This is a genomic window from Thermococcus profundus (genome assembly GCF_002214585.1).
In the GTDB taxonomy this organism is placed as follows: domain Archaea; phylum Methanobacteriota_B; class Thermococci; order Thermococcales; family Thermococcaceae; genus Thermococcus; species Thermococcus profundus.
On the sequence record NZ_CP014862.1, the window covers coordinates 492,760 to 509,303 of the forward strand.

Genomic DNA, 16,544 nt, shown 5'->3' on the forward strand with positions numbered 1-16,544 from the left:
AAATGGGAGACCCCAAGAGGCAGAGGAAGAGGTACGAGACTCCCTCTCACCCGTGGATTAAGGAGAGGCTCGACCGCGAGAGAGTCCTCATGAGGAAGTACGCCCTCAAGAACAAGAAGGAACTCTGGCGCCACGAGACCCAGCTCAAGGAGTTCAGGCGTAGGGCGAGGAGGCTTCTCGCGGCCCGCGGAAAGCAGGCCGAGATCGAAAGGGAACAGCTCCTCCAGAGGCTCAACAGGCTCGGCCTCCTTCCGGCCGATGCCGTTCTCGATGACGTCCTCTCGCTTACCGTTGAGGACGTCCTAGACAGGCGCCTTCAGACCCTCGTTTACAAGAAGGGTCTTGCCAGGACCATCAAGCAGGCAAGGCAGCTCATAGTCCACGGCCACATAGAGGTCAACGGTCAGATAGTCCGCTCCCCGGGATACCTCGTCCTGAAAGCTGAGGAGGACGCGATAACCTACGCCAAGAACTCTCCGTTCTCTAAGGAGAGCCACCCGGAGAGGGTTGTTATTGAACAGGCTCAGAAGGGTGAGGCCGCATGAGCGAGCAGACACAGGGAGTTAGCCTTAAGAAGAAGGAGAAGTGGGGCGTGGCCCACATCTACTCCTCCTACAACAACACAATAATCCACATCACCGACATCACCGGGGCCGAGACCGTCTCCAGATGGAGCGGTGGTATGGTAGTCAAGGCCGACAGGGACGAGCCCTCGCCTTACGCGGCCATGATAGCAGCTAGGAGGGCCGCAGAGGAGGCCATGGAGAAGGGCTTCGTCGGCGTTCACATCAAGGTCCGCGCCCCTGGAGGGAGCAAGAGCAAGAGCCCTGGTCCGGGTGCCCAAGCGGCTATTAGGGCCCTCGCCAGGGCGGGTCTCAGGATCGGAAGGGTCGAGGACGTCACCCCGATTCCGCACGACGGCACCAGGCCGAAGGGCGGAAGAAGGGGCAGACGCGTCTGATCCCACAACTTCTTTTTTTGGTGGTGCCCATGAGCAAAACCATGAAGCCCAAATTTGAGGTTCTTGAAAAACGGGAAGATTCCATAAAGTTCATTCTCAGGGGGGTTGATGTCGCCTTCGCCAACGCCCTTAGGAGGACTATCTTAGCTGAAGTTCCGACTTTTGCAGTTGACGAGGTGGAGTTCTTTGAGAACGATTCAGCCCTCTTCGACGAGATAATCGCCCACAGGCTTGCCATGATACCCCTCACCACTCCCCACGAAAGGTTCTCCCTCGATGCCCTTGAGCTTGATGATCACACCGTCACCCTCTCCCTCGAGGCTGAAGGGCCGGGCATGGTGTATTCCGGCGACCTGAAGAGCGACGACGAAGGGGTAAAGCCCGCCAACCCCAACATACCGATAGTTAAGCTCGCCGAGGGACAGAGGCTCACCCTGAACGCCTACGCTAGGCTCGGGCGCGGCAAAGACCATGCCAAGTGGCAGCCTGGCTTCGTCTACTACAAGTACCTCACAAGGGTGCACGTGAGCAAGGATATCCCAGACTGGAAGGAACTCAAGAAGCTTGCCGAGAGGAGGGGGCTTCCCGCTGAGGAGAGCGACTCTGAAGTCGTTATAACTACGATAAAGGCTTTCTACCTCCCCCGCAAGTTTGAGCAGTACGAGGGTGACAAAATCCGCGAGGAGATCGTGCCCAATGCGTTCGTCTTTACCGTTGAAAGCAACGGAGAGCTCCCCGTTGAAGAAACAGTGGCCACAGCTCTCAAGATACTCATGAGGAAGAGCGATAGATTTATAAGTGAACTCCATAAATTAGCCGACTGACGCGGGGGTTGCCGAGCCTGGTCAAAGGCGGTGGACTCAAGATCCACTCCCGTAGGGGTTCCGGGGTTCAAATCCCCGCCCCCGCACTCTCATTACGCTCACCCCGTCGGACCTGTCGGTTTCCCACTGTGAGAGAGTGATAAGGAGGTATGTTCATGGTCAAGAGAACCGGACCAACTGACATAAACCTGAGGAGGCTCATCCGCTACCTCCGAAAGAAGTCGAACGAGGAAGGGGTTAACGTATGGAAGGACATAGCCTGGCGCCTTGAGAGGCCCAGGAGGCAGAGGGCTGAGGTGAACGTCAGCAAGATCAACCGCTACACCAAGGATGGAGACGTTGTTGTCGTTCCGGGAAGCGTCCTCGGTGCAGGAAAGCTCGAGCACAAGGTCACCGTCGCCGCCTGGAAGGTCAGCGAGACCGCTAAGAAGAAGATAGTCGAGGCAGGTGGAGAGGTCCTCACGATTGAGGAGCTCATTGAGAGAAACCCGAAGGGTAGTGGAGTAACCATAATGGAGTGATGGGCCATGAGGATAATTAACGCTGAAGGACTCATACTCGGAAGGCTCGCCTCGAAGGTCGCCAAGATGCTCCTTGAGGGCGAGGAGGTAGTCATAGTCAACGCCGAGAAGGCCATCATCACCGGAAACCGCGAGGACATTTTCGCCAAGTACAAGCAGAGGACCGAGCTCAGAACCAGAACCAACCCGAGGAGGGGCCCGTTCTACCCAAAGAGGAGCGACGAGATCGTCAGGAGAACTGTCAGGGGCATGCTCCCCTGGAAGACCGATCGCGGAAGGAAGGCCTTTAGAAGGCTCAAGGTCTATGCAGGCGTTCCCAAGGAGTTTGAGGGTAAGGAGCTTGAGACCATAAGCGAGGCCCACATGTCTAGATTGGCCACGCCCAAGTACGTTACCGTTGGAGAGGTTGCGAAGTTCCTCGGTGGAAAGTTCTGAGGTGAGAGGAGATGAAGGTCATTCAGACTGCTGGTAAGAGGAAGACGGCCGTTGCGAGGGCTACCATAAGGGAAGGAAAGGGCAGGGTTAGGATCAACCACAAGCCCGTTGAGATCATTGAGCCTGAGATAGCCAGGTTCACCATCATGGAGCCGCTCATCCTCGCCGGTGAAGGGATAGTTAGCAAGGTCGACATAGACGTTAAGGTCGAGGGCGGTGGCTTCATGGGTCAGGCCGAAGCAGCCAGGGTTGCCATAGCCAGGGCCCTCGTTGAGTGGACCAACGACATGAACCTGAAGGAAAAGTTTATGAAGTACGACAGGACCATGCTCGTTGGAGACAGCAGGAGGACCGAGCCCCACAAGCCCAACCGCTCAACAAAGGGTCCGAGGGCCAAGAGGCAGAAGTCGTACCGCTGATGCCTTTCCTTTAAAAATTTGAGGTGATACGGGTGATAGTTCCCGTCAGGTGCTTCACTTGCGGTCGCGTGATAGGCGACAAATACTACGAGTTCAAGGAGAGGGTTGAGAAAGGGGAAGATCCCGAGAAGGTGCTCGACGACCTCGGGATCGAGAGGTACTGCTGCAGGAGAACCCTCCTGAGCCATGTCGAGCTCATAGACCAGGTAATGGTCTACAAGGTCTACTGAAAAACCGGCCTTTCTGTGGGGCCGTGGGGTAGCTTGGTCTATCCTCCCGGCTTGGGGTGCCGGAGACCCGGGTTCAAATCCCGGCGGCCCCACCAAAATTTGCACTGGTTGGGTTGGCAGGTGGTGGTCATGTTCAAGTATACCCGCTTTGAAAAGGCCCGGATAATAGGAGCAAGGGCTCTCCAGATAGCCCTCGGTGCCCCGGTCCTGGTGGACGTTCCGGAAGGGGCTACTCCGCTTCAGGCCGCGATAATCGAGTTCGAAAAGGGAATAATCCCCATCACAGTAATACGTCCGAGCTGAGGGAAGATGACGGTCATAGAAAACGTCATGGGCAGGATTGCCGTCCTCAGGGGTGGCAAGTACTCCGTCGAGGTGGATGTGGTCACCGACTCTGGCTTCGGCAGGTTCGCAGCTCCCATTGACGAGAATCCCTACCTCTACATCGCGGAGGCGCACAGGGCTGTCAGCGAGGTCGATGAGATAATAGGGCCTGAACTGATAGGCTTCGATGCCAGCGAGCAGGAGCTGATCGACAGCTATCTGTGGGAGATAGATGGAACCGAGGATCTCAGCCATATAGGGGCCAACACGGCGCTGGCGGTTTCAATAGCCGTTGCAAAGGCCGCGGCCAGCGTGAGGAAGATGTCGCTGTACAGCTACATCGGCGGCACATTCACAACTGAACTGCCGATCCCGGTGCTGAGCTTCGCTGAGAGCGATGACTTTGAGTACTACGTACTGGTCAGGGATATCATGGAGATAACCGACGTCATTGATGCGATGACAAAGGTCGCTGAGAAGGCCTCCGACAATTCACTTGAAACCCTTTCAAAGGCGAGTGAGGAAGCTGGTGAGGAGCTCGGTCTCGAAGTCTCCCTCGGGATTGTCCAGAAAAAGCCTATGGGGCTGGAGGAACTAATGACTCTGGTGGAGGACAACAACATCGCCTACGTCAAGCCCATTGGCGACGAGGAACTGTTCCTTGAGCTCATAGCGGGAACCCACGGTGTTTTCATCGACGGCGAGCATCTCTTCAGGGAGAAGGGCATCATCGACAGGAGGTACTACAACGCCCTCTCGATAAAGCCCATAAACCTGGGCACGCTCACGGATCTTTACAATCTGGTCAACGATGTTAAATCCGAGAGGATAACCCCGATCCTGGCCGAGGCCAGGTATGAGTCGGCCGACGAGGCCCTTCCCCATCTTGCAGTGGGTCTTAAGTGCCCGGCCATGGTTCTGGGGAAGGACTCGGTGGCCAAGATAAACGAACTAAACCGCATAGCCGAGGATCTCGGCGAAAGGGGTAGGTTGATAACGTTTGAAGGATAGCAAAAAAAGGAGGTTGAGAAAGATGGAGGAGTATTTGGTTCCGCTCGATCAGTACCTTGCCGCCGGTGTCCACATCGGCACCCAGCAGAAGACTCAGGACATGAAGAAGTTCATATACAGGGTCAGGCAGGACGGCCTCTACGTCCTCGACGTTAGGAAGACCGATGAGAGGCTTAGGGTTGCCGGGAAGTTCCTTGCCCGCTTTGACCCGGAGAGCATCCTCGCCGTCAGCGTCAGGCTCTACGGCCAGAAGCCGGTCAAGAAGTTCGGTGAGGTCACCGGTGCCAGGACGATTCCGGGCCGTTTCCTCCCGGGAACCATGACCAACCCGCAGGTTAAGAACTTCATGGAGCCAGACGTCCTCATCGTCACCGATCCGAGGGCCGACCACCAGGCCATGAAGGAGGCCGTTGAGATAGGCGTTCCCATAGTGGCCCTCGTTGACACTGAGAACTTCCTCAGCTACGTTGACCTTGCTATTCCGACCAACAACAAGGGAAGGAAGGCACTTGCGCTCATCTACTGGATCCTCGCGAGGGAAGTGCTATACAACAGGAAAGAGATCGGTAGCAGGGACGAGTTCAAGATACCCGTTGAGGACTTTGAGATGAGGATCGTCAGGAGCTGAGGGGAAGATTTTTAACTTCCCCAGATTTACTCTCCCTCGCGCGGGGGTGCCCGAGCCTGGCCAAAGGGGGCGGACTTAAGATCCGCTGCCGCAGGGCTGCGCGGGTTCGAATCCCGTCCCCCGCACCAAAGGTTTAAAAAGCCGGAACTGTAGGGAGTTTGATCAGGATCATGGGGTGATCATCAATGGCGAGATTCCCTGAGGCTGAGGCAAGGATCTTTAGAAAGTACGTGTGCATGCGCTGCGGCGCCACCAACCCGTGGAAAGCCAAGAAGTGCAGGAAGTGCGGCTACAAGGGCCTTCGCCCGAAGGCAAGGGAGCCGCGCGGTGGAATGGGACGCTGATCTTAAACCTTCCTTCCTTTTGTGTATTTTTATGCGTTCGATCTTTTTTGTGCTCGGTTTAATGATCGAAAAAAGTCCTAGGTGTTCACAGCCCTTTGAGCTTTGACAGCGTTTCTTCTAGGAATTCGACACCTTCTTCAAGAAGCTTCTCGCCCTCTGGTGTGAGCTCGTAGTACTTCCTCGACGGCTTTCCAGTTTTGCTCTCCTGCCACTTAGCCGTCACGTAGCCTTCTTTCTCAAGCTTGTACAGGACGACGTAGGAGCTGACGGTCGCCGGCTCGAATCCAAACGCTTCTTTTATCTTCTGCTTCAGCTCGTAGGCGTACATTGGTCTCTCCTTCAGCAGTCTCAGGATGTAGAGCCAGAGGACTTCCTTTGTGATCTTTCCCCTCAATCTCTCCATGGGAGTCGTCATGATACCACCCGAAATAATTCATGCCTGGTAAATATTTCAACGCGGTATAATTTAAAGCTTTGGGAACCAGAAAACTATTTTAACCCTGAAAACCAGTTCGTACGAGGGGATAGCCATGCAGCTTGATCTAAACGGAATGATTGGAGATTTGGGCGTTGGTGGAATAGCCGGCTTTGTAACTGGGTACGCCCTCAAAAAGTTCATGAAGATCGTGATGACAATAATCGGGGCCTATGTGCTCAGTCTCTTCTGGCTTCAGCAGAAGGGGGTTATAACAATAAACACCGACAAACTGTTTAACCTCACCGGCAACGTTACCTCTCAAGTTGTAAGCCTCGGTCAGAAAGTAATGGGTATACTCCCAGGAACGGGGGCATTTATAGGGGGCTTTTACCTGGGCTTCCAAAAAGGGTGAAAGGATCAGGGCTTTCCGCGGTACAGAATTCTCACGATCTCCTCTGGCAGGTTCTCTCTCTTTATCCTCTCTTCAACGATTTTCTTGTCGTAGTCTATCTCTATGAACTTGGTGTGGAGGGTATCGACGTCAACGAGTGCGAAGGTTTCCTTGTGCTCTCTTCCAGGAGGATGACCGAGGCTTCCGGGGCATACCACCCTTCCGTATCTGGTCATTGCGTTTACAGGGTACCTCGGAGAGGAAACGAAGAGCACCTCATAGTCCTTAACGGGTCTCATTATGGTTTCGTAGTAGCTGGTCGGCTGATCTGGAAGGATTTCGCCGTTGAGGGGATCCATTGGACTACCGTAAACGCCGAAGATGTCGTTCTTGCCCATCCTGTCTACTAGGTACACGGGGAGATCCCTGATGGATTCTCTGCCCTCATGTCCCAGCTTTTCCCAAGTGTATTTCAGGGCGGTTTTTTCGTGCTCGGGAATGTCGAGCCTGTCTATGTAATCCGGTCCCTCCGCATGCGGATCACTGGCGGCTATTATCTGGTCGAATTTCCCCCTTATCATCATGACCTTGTTGTCCCTTAGGAGATCGTCGAGGGCGTCGAGAACCTCCCGCGGGTATGGAAAGAGACCGACTATGTTGCCGAGGATGTAGTATTTCTCGATGTTGTAGCCTTCCTCCTTGAGCTCCTCTATCTTCTCGAGCGCCTTGGTGAGTGCGGGAAGGTTCCCGTTTATATTCGCGAGAACAGCCACGTACGTCATGCCCTCACCCCCATCCATTTTTCTTACTAAACTATACTAAAAACTCCCACCTATTTAAACCTTTCGTGTACGAAGGGGGTAGCCGGGGAACACTATCGAGTACTCAAAGAACACCTTGGGAGTTTAATTCTGAGCAACGGCATCACGATTTTGGCTGGAAAAGCTCCGCAGAAAATGTTGGTGCGGTGGCCGGGATTTGAACCCGGGCCAGCGGCGTGGCAGGCCGCTGTCCTAGCCAGGCTAGACTACCACCGCACTCCAGCCCGTTAGATACTCATTTGGGAGTTGTTTATAAATCTTTCGGTTCATTCCAAAGGTTAAATTTATAAAGCGTCCCCGAGAATGGTTAGCTGGCAGATGCCCCGGTGGCCTAGTCTGGATAGGGCGCGAGGCTGCGGACCTCGAGGTCCGGGGTTCAAATCCCCGCCGGGGCGCCATAGAACCTTTGCTGGGCAAAGTTTCATCAAAGAGTGTAGCTCTTTCTAACTAAGAAGCAAATTTAACGTGATTTTCTCTTTAATGTGCCGTTTTGAACGTGAGAACTCTTGAGGTGTCCATTTGGAGTTTTGTTTAACTCCGAAAAATCGACGCCCGAAGGGCGTCAAAAAAGTGTAAACATCTTTTTGGGACTCTTATGTGATTGTTCTCCTTCTGAAACAGACTGGTTTAGTGTAAAATCCTTGGATATGGTCTTTTCTAAGAGGAGCTACAAGCTCTGGTAAGCTTCTGAAAAAAGCTCCCTCCACTCTCAAACTCTTATTTCTCAAAGCTGGAAACTGTGTTTCTCGCCTTCCTTTTTCTTAATCTTCCGCGGACTAACATACCAAAAGCAGACGTCCTTCGGACGTTAAAAAATGGTAACTCCTTCATTATACCCATTTCTTCAGAATCTTTGCTGGCGTCCTCAGAGGGCCTTAACGTTCTAAAAAGCTAAAATAACAGGAAAAATTCACCATCAAGCCCTCAGCTTCGCCAGCGCGTCCTCTGCCGCCTGGAGTATCTGGTATCCAACGGGCGAGGCGGTGAGGAGCGGGTGGGTAGCTATCTGTAGGGTGTAGAGCTCGCTCGCCGTGAGCCTCTTCTGTATCGCAAGGGCGAGGACGTTTATCATCTCACCGACGCTCTTTCCTCCGGCTATCTGGGCCCCGAGGATCGCCCCCCTGTCGCGGGAGAAGATGAGCTTCACCGTCACCATAGAGGTGTCCGGGAACTTCGCCGGATGTCTGTCGGGGCCTTTTCCGTAGCCAACTACTACCTCGAAGCCCTCCTTTCTGGCGGCTTCCTCTGTAAGACCTGCCGCCGCAAGGGTCAACCCGGCGACGTGGGTGGAGTATGCTCCTATCGTCCTCCTGTTCTCCCTGACTATCTGGAGCTTGAAGAGGTTGGCACCGGCAATCCTAGCCTCAAAGGTGGCCGTTGAGGCGAGCATGAGGGGATATGGCTTCCCCGTGAAGAAGTCCCTGTGCTCTACGCAGTCGCCGACCGCGAAGATGTCCGGGCAGGAGGTTCTCATGTACTCATCAGTCCAGATGCCGTAGCGGGTAACCCTCAGCCCCGCTTTTACGGCGAGATCTACGTTGGGGCGGTAGCCGATCGAGAAGATCACTAGATCTGCATCGAGCTCCCTTCCGTCGATGAGTTTGACCTTTTCTACCTTTTTGTCCCCGAGGAGCCTTTCGATCTGTCCATGGACTACGTTGATGCCTCTTTCCCTGAGCCTTTCCTCCACCATTTCGCTGAACTCTGGATCAAAGGAGCTCCTAAGGAGCCTGCTTCTCACGACTATGGTCACGTCCTTCCCGAGCTTCTGGATCTCGTCTCCGACTTCGAGGGCAATGAATCCGCCGCCGATTATCACGACTCTCCCGGCGTTCTCGAGTTTCTCACGGAATTCCTTGAGGTACTGATAGTCCTTGGGGACAGTGTAGACCCCTTCAAGATCCGATCCTGGAAACTCCGGCTTCACGGGCTTGGAGCCGGTGGCAATGACGAGTTTTTCCCACACTATCTCCTTTCCAGATCTCGTTCTTAGGGTCTTCCTCCGCGGGTCTATTTCCGTGACCTCGTCGGTGAGAATTTCGACGCCTAGGGGTTCAAGGAACCGCTCTACAGGCAGGATGTCGTCATCTACGCCTTTGAGGGTTCCAAAGACGTAGGGTATCCCGCATGGAATCATTCCCGTTTCTTCCTTTTTTATGACAAGAACGCTCTTGTCGGGATAGAACCTCTTCGCGGAAATTGCGGCGGTTAAGCCACCGGCACTTGCACCGACAACAACTACGTCGTACTTCATTTCCGTCACCATTTAGAAGTTCTCAGATAAATATTAAACACTTTCTTTAACTTTCGGTTCAAAACTTAAGCACATTTTGGAAGATGAAAGAACAGGAAAGGGCATCACTCACCGGTGGCGCCCTTAAGCGCGTCCTTGCATGGACAGCGCCGCTCCTTTGGAATGTACTTGATGGCGTTCATGAGCAGGTACTTTATCTCCTCGCCCTTCTGGGCCATGAGATCAACAACCTCCTTGTGGGTGAGTTTTTCGGTGCTTATTCCCGCCGCGAAGTTGGTGACAATGGCCACGCTGGCGTAGCATATTTCAAGCTCCCTCGCGAGCGCTGCCTCGGGGCACTGGGTCATTCCCACGACGTCCGCTCCGAGTATCTTGAGTGCCCTTATCTCGGCCCTGGTTTCGAAGCGCGGTCCCTCCATACAGGCGTAGGTCCCGGTTGGATGGTACCTGAAGTTCAGCTCTTTTGCCGCATTTATGACCGCCTTCCTCAGCTCCGGACAGTATGGGTCGGTGAAGTCAACGTGGGCAACGAACTTCCTGTCGTGCGGGCTCTCGTCACCGTCGTAGAAGGTGTAGTGTCTCGTTTTGGTGAAGTCCATTAGCTGGTCTAGGACAACGAAATCTCCCGGCTTCATCTCTAAGTTTAGGGAGCCAACCGCTGAAGTTGAGAGTATTCTCTCCACCCCAAGTTCGTAGAGCGCCCATATGTTTGCCCGGTAGTTTATCTTGTGCGGGGGAACACTGTGACCCTCGCCGTGCCTGGCTAAGAAGGCTATCTCCTCTCCGTTGTACTCCCCTATCTTCACCCTGACTTCCCCGTAGGGTGTTTTGACGGTCTCTTCACGGACGTTCTGGAGCAGCTTTGGATCGTAGACGCCAGAACCCCCAATAATCGCTATCCTCGGCATTTCTATCACCGGAGAAATTTGGGCAGGATCTATAAAACGTTAGCGCTTTTGTCTCTCTCTTTTTTATGCAGCGTGGCGCTCTCCTCAAGCTCCCTCTCGGGGTGCTCTCCGATGGATCCCCCCAGGATTCTCACCAGTATCTCCCCCATAAGCCACGAGCCCCACTCCCTGTCTGAGACGTTTTTGACGGCATCTATTGCCCCGTCTATATCGCCCCGCCTCAGTCTTTCTAGCGCTATCGCCCCGAACGCTAGGGATCTCAGGTATGGATCTTCCACCGGATCGGCGAACTTTTCAGCGAGATCGAACTCCCCGATCTTCGCCAGGTACGTTGAAACTTTGACGAGAACCGTTTCGTTTTCCGTATTCCTGCCTAGGTACTCAACCGTTTCTTGATACGATCTCGAAGGCCGTCTTTCGAGTATTGAATCCAGAATGGATTTTGCAAGGACGTCGAAGTTCTCTGGGGACAGTCTCAGAGATGTTACGAACTCATGGAGCTTTTCGGGCCTTTGAATCAGGAGGCCGGCCAGATATGAAGCCAGCTCCGCTATTCCCGGCAGTTTGGACGAGTTCAGTATCTCGGCCGCGCTCTTCGCCTCCCCCTTTTCCACCAGCCCAGCCAAGAACGATTTGAGGAGGTTCTTTCCCAGGCGCTCCGAAAGCTCTTTTGCCGCCTCTACGAATTTTTCATAGGTTGCGTAGGGGGTTGAGGCTTCTTTGAGTCTTTTGGCCGTCTCCTCGAGCGCCAGCTCTAGCCAGTAGCTGTTCTCAATCTTGGGAAGAAGCGATAGTGCACTCGCAAACTCCTCTCTTTCTAGGTGGGCTTTTAGGATTTCAAAAGCCGCCTGGGATTTCGTGGGCTCTTCTGTTATTGAACTCAGGACGGTTTTGGCAGAGCGCAGATCCCCTTTTTTTGTGAAGTATTTGGCGATCTCCAGAAGGCTCGTGTTCCGGATTGCATCGTCCTCTATATCAGTCGCATACAAAATTGCGTCCCTTCCCCTCCCAGATGCCAGAGCTTCTCTTATTATTTCGACCAGGAGCCTGTCCTTCACGTTCCCTTTCAGCAGTGTGGCGGCTTCATAGGCCCTGTGGAGCATGTTAGCAGAGAGTTCTTCTGCTCCCGCAACATGGAGATACCGTGCTATACTTACCATTGCCCTCACTATGAGAATAGGGTTGTCGATGTAGTCGAGGGATGATATCGCGTATCGAAATGCCCTCATATAGCCTTTATATCCATTCTCCTTCATTTTAATGGCCAGTCTGGCAAAAGTTATCGTCCTAACGTATGGATCGGGAATGTCCCCGGCTATTTCAAGAACTTCCCGGTAGAGGTCCTCATTTTTATCTTGCCCTTTTTCCACCAGGTTCACCGATACTATAAAAACGCGTTTTAATATTTAATATTTGCGAATTCTAAAAGCTTATTTTACGGGGCAATCAAACAACGAAACATCAGCTCATCTCATCGTAAACGACGCTGACGGTCTCTCCATCGTCAAGGACTACAAAGCTCACCCTGGCTTTCTTCCCCGTTTTCTGGTCGACGACGAGGAAATCGGGGTTTTTGAGGTATTCGCTCTTGGGGAGCTTCCAGACATCGCTGTAATACTCCCTGAGCTCTTTCAAAAACATGGAGGGCTTCCTCTTTATCACGGTTGTCATAGGTATCACCATTCATAGATACCACTTTAAAGTATAAAAAGATTTCGGAAAGACAATCGTTAAACATTCATTCGACGATCGTCTAAATAATTCCAGATCAGCCCTGGAGCATCTCAACGTACTCGAGCTCCTCTGGAATCGGCTTCCTGCGGGCCCTCTTCATGTCTTGGAGGGTCCTGTAGTAGTAGACCATCATCATCCACTCCATTCTCTCACCTCCTCTCCTTCTCATACATTTCATTCTTCTCTCTATAGGCTTAAAAAAGTTTTTAGTTCGAATTTTTGCCATATAGAACCCATATGTTCTTCTGAACCACAAAAAAAGAGTGTTGGACGCAGATTGGATTTGATGTACATAATTGAACGATAACAGCGGTTATTCTCTGGTCGTTTTAATAAAATGAGTACATTCTGCAGCCGCTTCCGAGGCATAAGGGTTATTAAGGATCCGCACCTTCAGGGTTCTGGAGGGAGAACTATGGCACTTGAGAAACTGGGTAAAGCACTCAACAGTGCCCTCAGAAAGCTCGCGAGATCGAGCACCGTTGACGAGGCCCTGATAAAGGAGGTTGTGAGGGACATACAGAGGGCGCTCATCCAGTCCGACGTTAATGTAAGACTTGTTCTGCAATTGACGAAGAGGATACAGGAGCGGGCCCTCAATGAGAAGCCGCCCGCAGGAGTCAGCCCAAAGGAGCACGTTATTAAGATCGTCTACGAAGAACTCACCAACTTCCTCGGCAGGGAGGCCGTTCCCCTTGAGATAAAGGAGAAGCCCACTGTTCTTCTTGCCGTTGGAATCCAGGGTTCTGGAAAGACGACCACAATAGCAAAGCTCGCCAGACACCTTCAGAAGAGGGGATACAAGGTCGGCCTCGTCTGTACTGATACTTGGCGTCCTGGTGCCTATTACCAGCTCAAACAGCTGGTTGAACCTTTCAAGATCGAGGTCTTCGGTGATCCGGAGGAGAAAGACGCAGTTAAACTGGCCCGGGAAGGTGTGGCATACTTCAAGGAGAGGGGTGTCGATGTTATAATAGTTGACACCGCCGGAAGGCACAAGGAAGAGTCTGGTCTCATTGAGGAGATGAAGCAGATAAGCGGGGCAATAAACCCCCACGAGGTAATCCTTGTAATAGACGGTACCATCGGCCAGCAGGCGTACAACCAGGCCCTAGCTTTTAAGGAAGCGACGCCGATAGGTTCGATAATAGTCACAAAGCTCGATGGGAGCGCGAAGGGTGGAGGTGCCCTCTCAGCGGTCGCGGCAACTGGGGCTCCAATAAAGTTTATAGGCGTCGGGGAAAGGGTGGAGGATCTCGAGCCCTTCGATCCAAAGCGCTTTGTTTCCAGGCTCCTCGGCCTTGGGGACATTGAAGGATTACTGGAGAAGTTTGAAGAACTTCAGCGGGAGCAGGAGCTGAAGGAGGAGGACGTAGAGAAGTTCCTGAAGGGGAAGTTCAACCTCAAGGACATGTACGCCCAGCTTGAGGCCATGCAGAAGATGGGGCCGCTTAAGCAGATCCTCCAGATGATCCCGGGCCTTGGCTACTCCCTTCCGGACGATGCCGTCAAAGTTGGGGAGGAAAAGCTGAGGCGCTACAGGATAATAATGGACTCCATGACCGAGGAAGAACTTGAAAACCCAGATCTGATAAACTACTCCAGAATAAAGCGTATCGCAAGGGGTTCGGGGACTTCAACTAAGGAGGTTAGGGAACTCCTTGCCCAGTATAACCAGATGAGAAAAATGTTTAAGAGCTTGGACAAGAGAAAGCTTGCCAAAATGGCCAAGAAGTTTGGCGGATTCGGGGGGTTGGGTATATGAAGAAGATGGAGGCAATAATCCTCGTTGTGGCGAGGCCCGGAACAGAGGAGAGGGTTCACGAGAAGCTTAAGGATCACCCTAGCGTTAAAGAAGTCTACAGGGTTTACGGCGAGTACGACCTCATCCTTCGAGTGGAAGTCGACGGCATTGAGGAGCTGGACAAGTTCCACGACGAGGTTCTCAGGAAGATACGTGAGATCGAGCTGACGGAGACGCTTATAGCCAGCACCTACGGAATTAGGGCATAGAGGGAATGAGGTGGGAGCGTGGCCGCCGATCCAGCGAAGCGTTTGGTGGCCACGGTTGATCTTTTAACTCTCGATATTTCAATCGAATCCGAAGTCCGCTTCAAGTGCCCGGAGAACTGCGGAAAGTGTTGCGTTAATCTGGAGATTCCCCTCAGGGACGAGGACATTGAGAGGATCGAGGATCTTGGGTACGGTGCTTGGGAGTTCGTGGATTATGAGAAGATGTTCTACAGGGGTGACAAGTTCCTCGGCTACGCCCTCAAAAAGCGCCCCTTCGACGGGGCTTGCATCTTCCTTGATCCCGAGACTAAACGCTGCAGGATCTACGATCACCGCCCCCTTGCGTGCAGGCTCTACCCCTTTGTCTTTGTGAAGCACGGGACTAAAATGGAGATCTACATTCGGGAGGACTCCTTCTGCCCCGGGATAGATCACCCCGAGGGGGAGCCCGTTGATGAGCGGTTTATACTGAGGGAGTACGGTGACGTTCTGAAGGAATACAGGGACAAGTTGTTGAAGGACCAGGGTGAATGAACGACCGAAACCTATTTATACATTTTTTTGTTAATCAGAGCCCACCGGAGGTGAGATAATGACACAGTTGAAGTCAGTAAAGGAAAAGCTTAGACTGGTAAACATGCTGAGGCTCCTCAAGAAGAGTTACACCTACGAAGAACTTTCAAAGATCACGGGATTGCCGATAACCGTCCTGAACCGGTACGTCAGGGGCAAGGTCCTTCCGAGCGCGGAGAGAACGAGGGCCCTTACCGAACTCCTCTCCCCCTACATAAACCTCAGGGGAGAGGTTAAAAAGAGGCTCAAGTTTGACAGCAGGGGTTTCTTTGATACGATGTCCGTCCTCAGCGACACGTCCTTGATGACCCTCCTTTCGGAGGAGCTGGCGGGCCGGTTCGTTGACCTGAACCCGGACAAGATCTTAACAGCCGCCACCGACGGCATACCCTTCGCGGTTCACATTGCGAGGGAGCTCGGTGTGGACGTCGTCTACGCAAAGAAGAAGAAGGAGGTTGGGGTAGAGAAGTTCTACGAAGTCAACTACGTCCCGAGCGCTTCTGGAAGTATAACCACCCTCTACCTGCCCACCTGGGCCCTCAGCAAAGGTGATAGGGTTCTCATAGTTGATGACGTGGTCAGGAGCGGGGAGACCCAGAGAGCCCTCCTGGAACTCTGCCATCAGGCCGGTGCAAAGCCGGTCGGCATGGTGTTCCTCGTCAGCATAGGGGACATCGCGGAGAAGTTTGGGGAAGAGCACGGGATCCCCGTTGAAAGCGTCATAACCCTGGAGAGATGACCATGACCAAGTTTTTGATATACAACGCGGCCGGCTTGACGATCCCCGTGGAGGCCGAGCCCGGCCTCCCGTTCCGCTTTGAATGCTCCAGCGAGGAGTGTGGAAAGAAAGTCGTCATCGAGGGAAGGATCGTGGAGGTTTCCCGGTCCAGCTTTGAGGAGGTTATGAACGAAGTCATCAGCGAAAACTCCGACTTTAAGCCCATAGAAAAAATTGAGGTTAGGAGATACCTGTTCGTGGGGAAGGTGAACGGCATCGAGGCAAAACTCCCTGCTGAGGCTATGGCTGACTTTGCCAAAAGGTTCATAGAGGGGCTGGATTCGATCATGATCCTGAAGTAGGTTCCTCGAGTTCTATGGTAAAGCTCTCCTTCGCGACGTCCATCACCACGCTCGTGTTCGTCTTTTCCACCCCGTCCAGCGAGAGCACCCACTTAACGAAGTGGTTCATGTCCGCTCTGTCCCTGAACTTGGCGACGATTATTATGTCGTACTCCCCGGTTACGTCGTAGACCTGCATTACCCTCGGGTTCTCCGCCAGCTTTCTCTCTATCCTTACGATTTCCCTCCCCTCTGCCTTGATCCCTATCACCGTCGTCAGCCCAAAGCCCACCTTCTCGTAGTCTATGTTAACACAGAATCCCTTTATGACACCCGTTTCCTCCATTTTCTTTATCCTGTTGTACACTGTGCCAACAGCGACGTTCAGTTCCCTCGCTATCTCCCTGTACGAGAGCCTCGCGTTCTTCTGAAGTAGAGAGAGTATCCTCCTGTCCAGCTCGTCCATGTTCATCCCCCATGATGTTCACCGTAAACTTTAAATACCCTTCCCCGGGAGGGAATAGCGGGCAGTGGACCGGTAGCCTAGCTAGGATAGGGCGGCGGCCTCCTAAGCCGCAGGTCCGGGGTTCAAATCCCCGCCGGTCCGCCAGAGTTCTTCTCGCTAACTCCACCGTTTAACAAAACCCATTTATACGGGTTCTCCTTATTGTGTCCG

At 53.1% G+C, this 16,544-nt stretch carries 25 protein-coding genes and 6 tRNA genes; 22 read left to right on the forward strand and 9 right to left on the reverse strand.

What is annotated here, in order from left to right:
• The first annotated feature begins 2 nt into the window (after positions 1-2).
• From A3L09_RS02725 to A3L09_RS02790, 14 genes are all read left to right on the forward strand, one after another.
• A complete protein-coding gene (locus tag A3L09_RS02725) occupies positions 3-545 on the forward strand; it encodes a 30S ribosomal protein S4 (protein WP_088857517.1) in 543 nt (180 codons plus the stop codon).
• Positions 542-961 (forward strand): 30S ribosomal protein S11, encoded by a 420-nt coding sequence (locus A3L09_RS02730; protein ID WP_088857518.1) that lies wholly within the window; start codon positions 542-544, stop codon positions 959-961. Before A3L09_RS02725 ends, A3L09_RS02730 begins: the two co-directional genes overlap by 4 nt.
• A gap of 41 nt (positions 962-1,002) precedes the next feature.
• Positions 1,003-1,785 carry a DNA-directed RNA polymerase subunit D gene (locus A3L09_RS02735; RefSeq protein ID WP_088858962.1) on the forward strand — a complete coding sequence of 261 codons (783 nt, stop codon included), beginning with the start codon at positions 1,003-1,005 and terminating at the stop codon, positions 1,783-1,785.
• A gap of 1 nt (position 1,786) precedes the next feature.
• Positions 1,787-1,871, forward strand: a tRNA-Leu gene (locus tag A3L09_RS02740).
• Between the two features lie 69 nt (positions 1,872-1,940).
• The gene (locus A3L09_RS02745) at positions 1,941-2,306 is read left to right on the forward strand and encodes a 50S ribosomal protein L18e (protein WP_088857519.1); all 366 of its coding nucleotides are present in this window, start codon (positions 1,941-1,943) and stop codon (positions 2,304-2,306) included.
• Between the two features lie 6 nt (positions 2,307-2,312).
• A complete protein-coding gene (gene rplM / locus A3L09_RS02750; protein WP_088857520.1) occupies positions 2,313-2,741 on the forward strand; it encodes a 50S ribosomal protein L13 in 429 nt (142 codons plus the stop codon).
• Between the two features lie 11 nt (positions 2,742-2,752).
• Positions 2,753-3,160 carry a 30S ribosomal protein S9 gene (locus A3L09_RS02755; protein ID WP_088857521.1) on the forward strand — a complete coding sequence of 136 codons (408 nt, stop codon included), beginning with the start codon at positions 2,753-2,755 and terminating at the stop codon, positions 3,158-3,160.
• Between the two features lie 32 nt (positions 3,161-3,192).
• On the forward strand, positions 3,193-3,390 hold the full coding sequence (locus tag A3L09_RS02760) for a DNA-directed RNA polymerase subunit N (protein WP_088857522.1): 198 nt from the start codon (positions 3,193-3,195) through the stop codon (positions 3,388-3,390).
• A gap of 17 nt (positions 3,391-3,407) precedes the next feature.
• Positions 3,408-3,485 (forward strand) — tRNA-Pro (locus A3L09_RS02765).
• 34 nt (positions 3,486-3,519) lie between these two features.
• On the forward strand, positions 3,520-3,693 hold the full coding sequence (locus A3L09_RS02770) for a DNA-directed RNA polymerase subunit K (RefSeq protein ID WP_088857523.1): 174 nt from the start codon (positions 3,520-3,522) through the stop codon (positions 3,691-3,693).
• A gap of 6 nt (positions 3,694-3,699) precedes the next feature.
• The gene (locus A3L09_RS02775) at positions 3,700-4,725 is read left to right on the forward strand and encodes a hypothetical protein (RefSeq protein WP_088857524.1); all 1,026 of its coding nucleotides are present in this window, start codon (positions 3,700-3,702) and stop codon (positions 4,723-4,725) included.
• A 22-nt stretch (positions 4,726-4,747) separates the two neighbouring features.
• On the forward strand, positions 4,748-5,353 hold the full coding sequence (gene rpsB, locus A3L09_RS02780) for a 30S ribosomal protein S2 (protein WP_232473563.1): 606 nt from the start codon (positions 4,748-4,750) through the stop codon (positions 5,351-5,353).
• A 40-nt stretch (positions 5,354-5,393) separates the two neighbouring features.
• Positions 5,394-5,481 (forward strand) — tRNA-Leu (locus tag A3L09_RS02785).
• 57 nt (positions 5,482-5,538) lie between these two features.
• Positions 5,539-5,697, forward strand: coding sequence for a 50S ribosomal protein L40e (locus A3L09_RS02790; protein WP_014012517.1), 159 nt, complete (start codon positions 5,539-5,541; stop codon positions 5,695-5,697).
• A gap of 85 nt (positions 5,698-5,782) precedes the next feature.
• Here A3L09_RS02790 and A3L09_RS02795 read toward each other — a convergent pair whose 3' ends face one another.
• Positions 5,783-6,112 (reverse strand): PadR family transcriptional regulator, encoded by a 330-nt coding sequence (locus A3L09_RS02795; RefSeq protein ID WP_088857525.1) that lies wholly within the window; start codon positions 6,110-6,112, stop codon positions 5,783-5,785.
• 115 nt (positions 6,113-6,227) lie between these two features.
• Between A3L09_RS02795 and A3L09_RS02800 the strand changes: the two genes are divergently transcribed.
• Positions 6,228-6,527: an FUN14 domain-containing protein gene (locus tag A3L09_RS02800; RefSeq protein ID WP_088857526.1), complete on the forward strand. Its 300-nt coding sequence runs from the start codon at positions 6,228-6,230 to the stop codon at positions 6,525-6,527.
• Between the two features lie 5 nt (positions 6,528-6,532).
• Here the strand turns inward: A3L09_RS02800 and A3L09_RS02805 are convergent, their stop codons facing one another.
• Together A3L09_RS02805 and A3L09_RS02810 are read right to left on the reverse strand one after the other, a co-directional pair.
• On the reverse strand, positions 6,533-7,288 hold the full coding sequence (locus A3L09_RS02805) for a metallophosphatase family protein (RefSeq protein WP_088857527.1): 756 nt from the start codon (positions 7,286-7,288) through the stop codon (positions 6,533-6,535).
• A 178-nt stretch (positions 7,289-7,466) separates the two neighbouring features.
• A tRNA-Gly gene (locus A3L09_RS02810) sits at positions 7,467-7,543 on the reverse strand.
• A 104-nt stretch (positions 7,544-7,647) separates the two neighbouring features.
• On the opposite strand from A3L09_RS02810, the gene A3L09_RS02815 reads away from it, so the two are divergent.
• A tRNA-Arg gene (locus A3L09_RS02815) sits at positions 7,648-7,725 on the forward strand.
• Between the two features lie 518 nt (positions 7,726-8,243).
• Here A3L09_RS02815 and A3L09_RS02820 read toward each other — a convergent pair.
• From A3L09_RS02820 to A3L09_RS11070, 5 genes are all read right to left on the reverse strand, one after another.
• Positions 8,244-9,581, reverse strand: a complete 1,338-nt coding sequence (locus A3L09_RS02820) for an NAD(P)/FAD-dependent oxidoreductase (RefSeq protein ID WP_088857528.1) — start codon at positions 9,579-9,581, stop codon at positions 8,244-8,246.
• A gap of 104 nt (positions 9,582-9,685) precedes the next feature.
• A complete protein-coding gene (gene mtnP, locus A3L09_RS02825; RefSeq protein ID WP_088857529.1) occupies positions 9,686-10,489 on the reverse strand; it encodes an S-methyl-5'-thioadenosine phosphorylase in 804 nt (267 codons plus the stop codon).
• A 29-nt stretch (positions 10,490-10,518) separates the two neighbouring features.
• A complete protein-coding gene (locus A3L09_RS02830; protein ID WP_088857530.1) occupies positions 10,519-11,859 on the reverse strand; it encodes a hypothetical protein in 1,341 nt (446 codons plus the stop codon).
• A gap of 91 nt (positions 11,860-11,950) precedes the next feature.
• The gene (locus A3L09_RS02835; protein ID WP_088857531.1) at positions 11,951-12,160 is read right to left on the reverse strand and encodes a hypothetical protein; all 210 of its coding nucleotides are present in this window, start codon (positions 12,158-12,160) and stop codon (positions 11,951-11,953) included.
• Between the two features lie 97 nt (positions 12,161-12,257).
• On the reverse strand, positions 12,258-12,392 hold the full coding sequence (locus tag A3L09_RS11070) for a hypothetical protein (RefSeq protein WP_257789803.1): 135 nt from the start codon (positions 12,390-12,392) through the stop codon (positions 12,258-12,260).
• Between the two features lie 246 nt (positions 12,393-12,638).
• On the opposite strand from A3L09_RS11070, the gene A3L09_RS02840 reads away from it, so the two are divergent.
• The 5 genes from A3L09_RS02840 to A3L09_RS02860 are packed head-to-tail and all read left to right on the forward strand — an operon-like array spanning position 12,639 to position 15,889.
• Positions 12,639-13,988, forward strand: a complete 1,350-nt coding sequence (locus A3L09_RS02840) for a signal recognition particle protein Srp54 (RefSeq protein ID WP_088857532.1) — start codon at positions 12,639-12,641, stop codon at positions 13,986-13,988.
• Positions 13,985-14,236 carry an Lrp/AsnC family transcriptional regulator gene (locus tag A3L09_RS02845; protein WP_088857533.1) on the forward strand — a complete coding sequence of 84 codons (252 nt, stop codon included), beginning with the start codon at positions 13,985-13,987 and terminating at the stop codon, positions 14,234-14,236. The genes A3L09_RS02840 and A3L09_RS02845 overlap by 4 nt, the downstream gene beginning before the upstream one ends.
• A gap of 18 nt (positions 14,237-14,254) precedes the next feature.
• Positions 14,255-14,770: a YkgJ family cysteine cluster protein gene (locus A3L09_RS02850; RefSeq protein WP_088857534.1), complete on the forward strand. Its 516-nt coding sequence runs from the start codon at positions 14,255-14,257 to the stop codon at positions 14,768-14,770.
• Between the two features lie 58 nt (positions 14,771-14,828).
• Positions 14,829-15,548 carry a phosphoribosyltransferase family protein gene (locus A3L09_RS02855; protein WP_088857535.1) on the forward strand — a complete coding sequence of 240 codons (720 nt, stop codon included), beginning with the start codon at positions 14,829-14,831 and terminating at the stop codon, positions 15,546-15,548.
• Complete coding sequence (locus tag A3L09_RS02860; RefSeq protein ID WP_335755345.1) at positions 15,545-15,889, forward strand: hypothetical protein; 345 nt, start codon at positions 15,545-15,547, stop codon at positions 15,887-15,889. Before A3L09_RS02855 ends, A3L09_RS02860 begins: the two co-directional genes overlap by 4 nt.
• Here A3L09_RS02860 and A3L09_RS02865 read toward each other — a convergent pair.
• Entirely contained in the window at positions 15,873-16,334 is a 462-nt protein-coding gene (locus tag A3L09_RS02865; protein ID WP_088857537.1) for an Lrp/AsnC family transcriptional regulator, read from the reverse strand. The two genes, A3L09_RS02860 and A3L09_RS02865, sit on opposite strands and share 17 nt — an antisense overlap.
• Positions 16,335-16,400: 66 nt before the next feature.
• Here A3L09_RS02865 and A3L09_RS02870 point away from each other — a divergent pair.
• A tRNA-Arg gene (locus A3L09_RS02870) sits at positions 16,401-16,478 on the forward strand.
• Positions 16,479-16,544 lie beyond the last annotated feature (66 nt).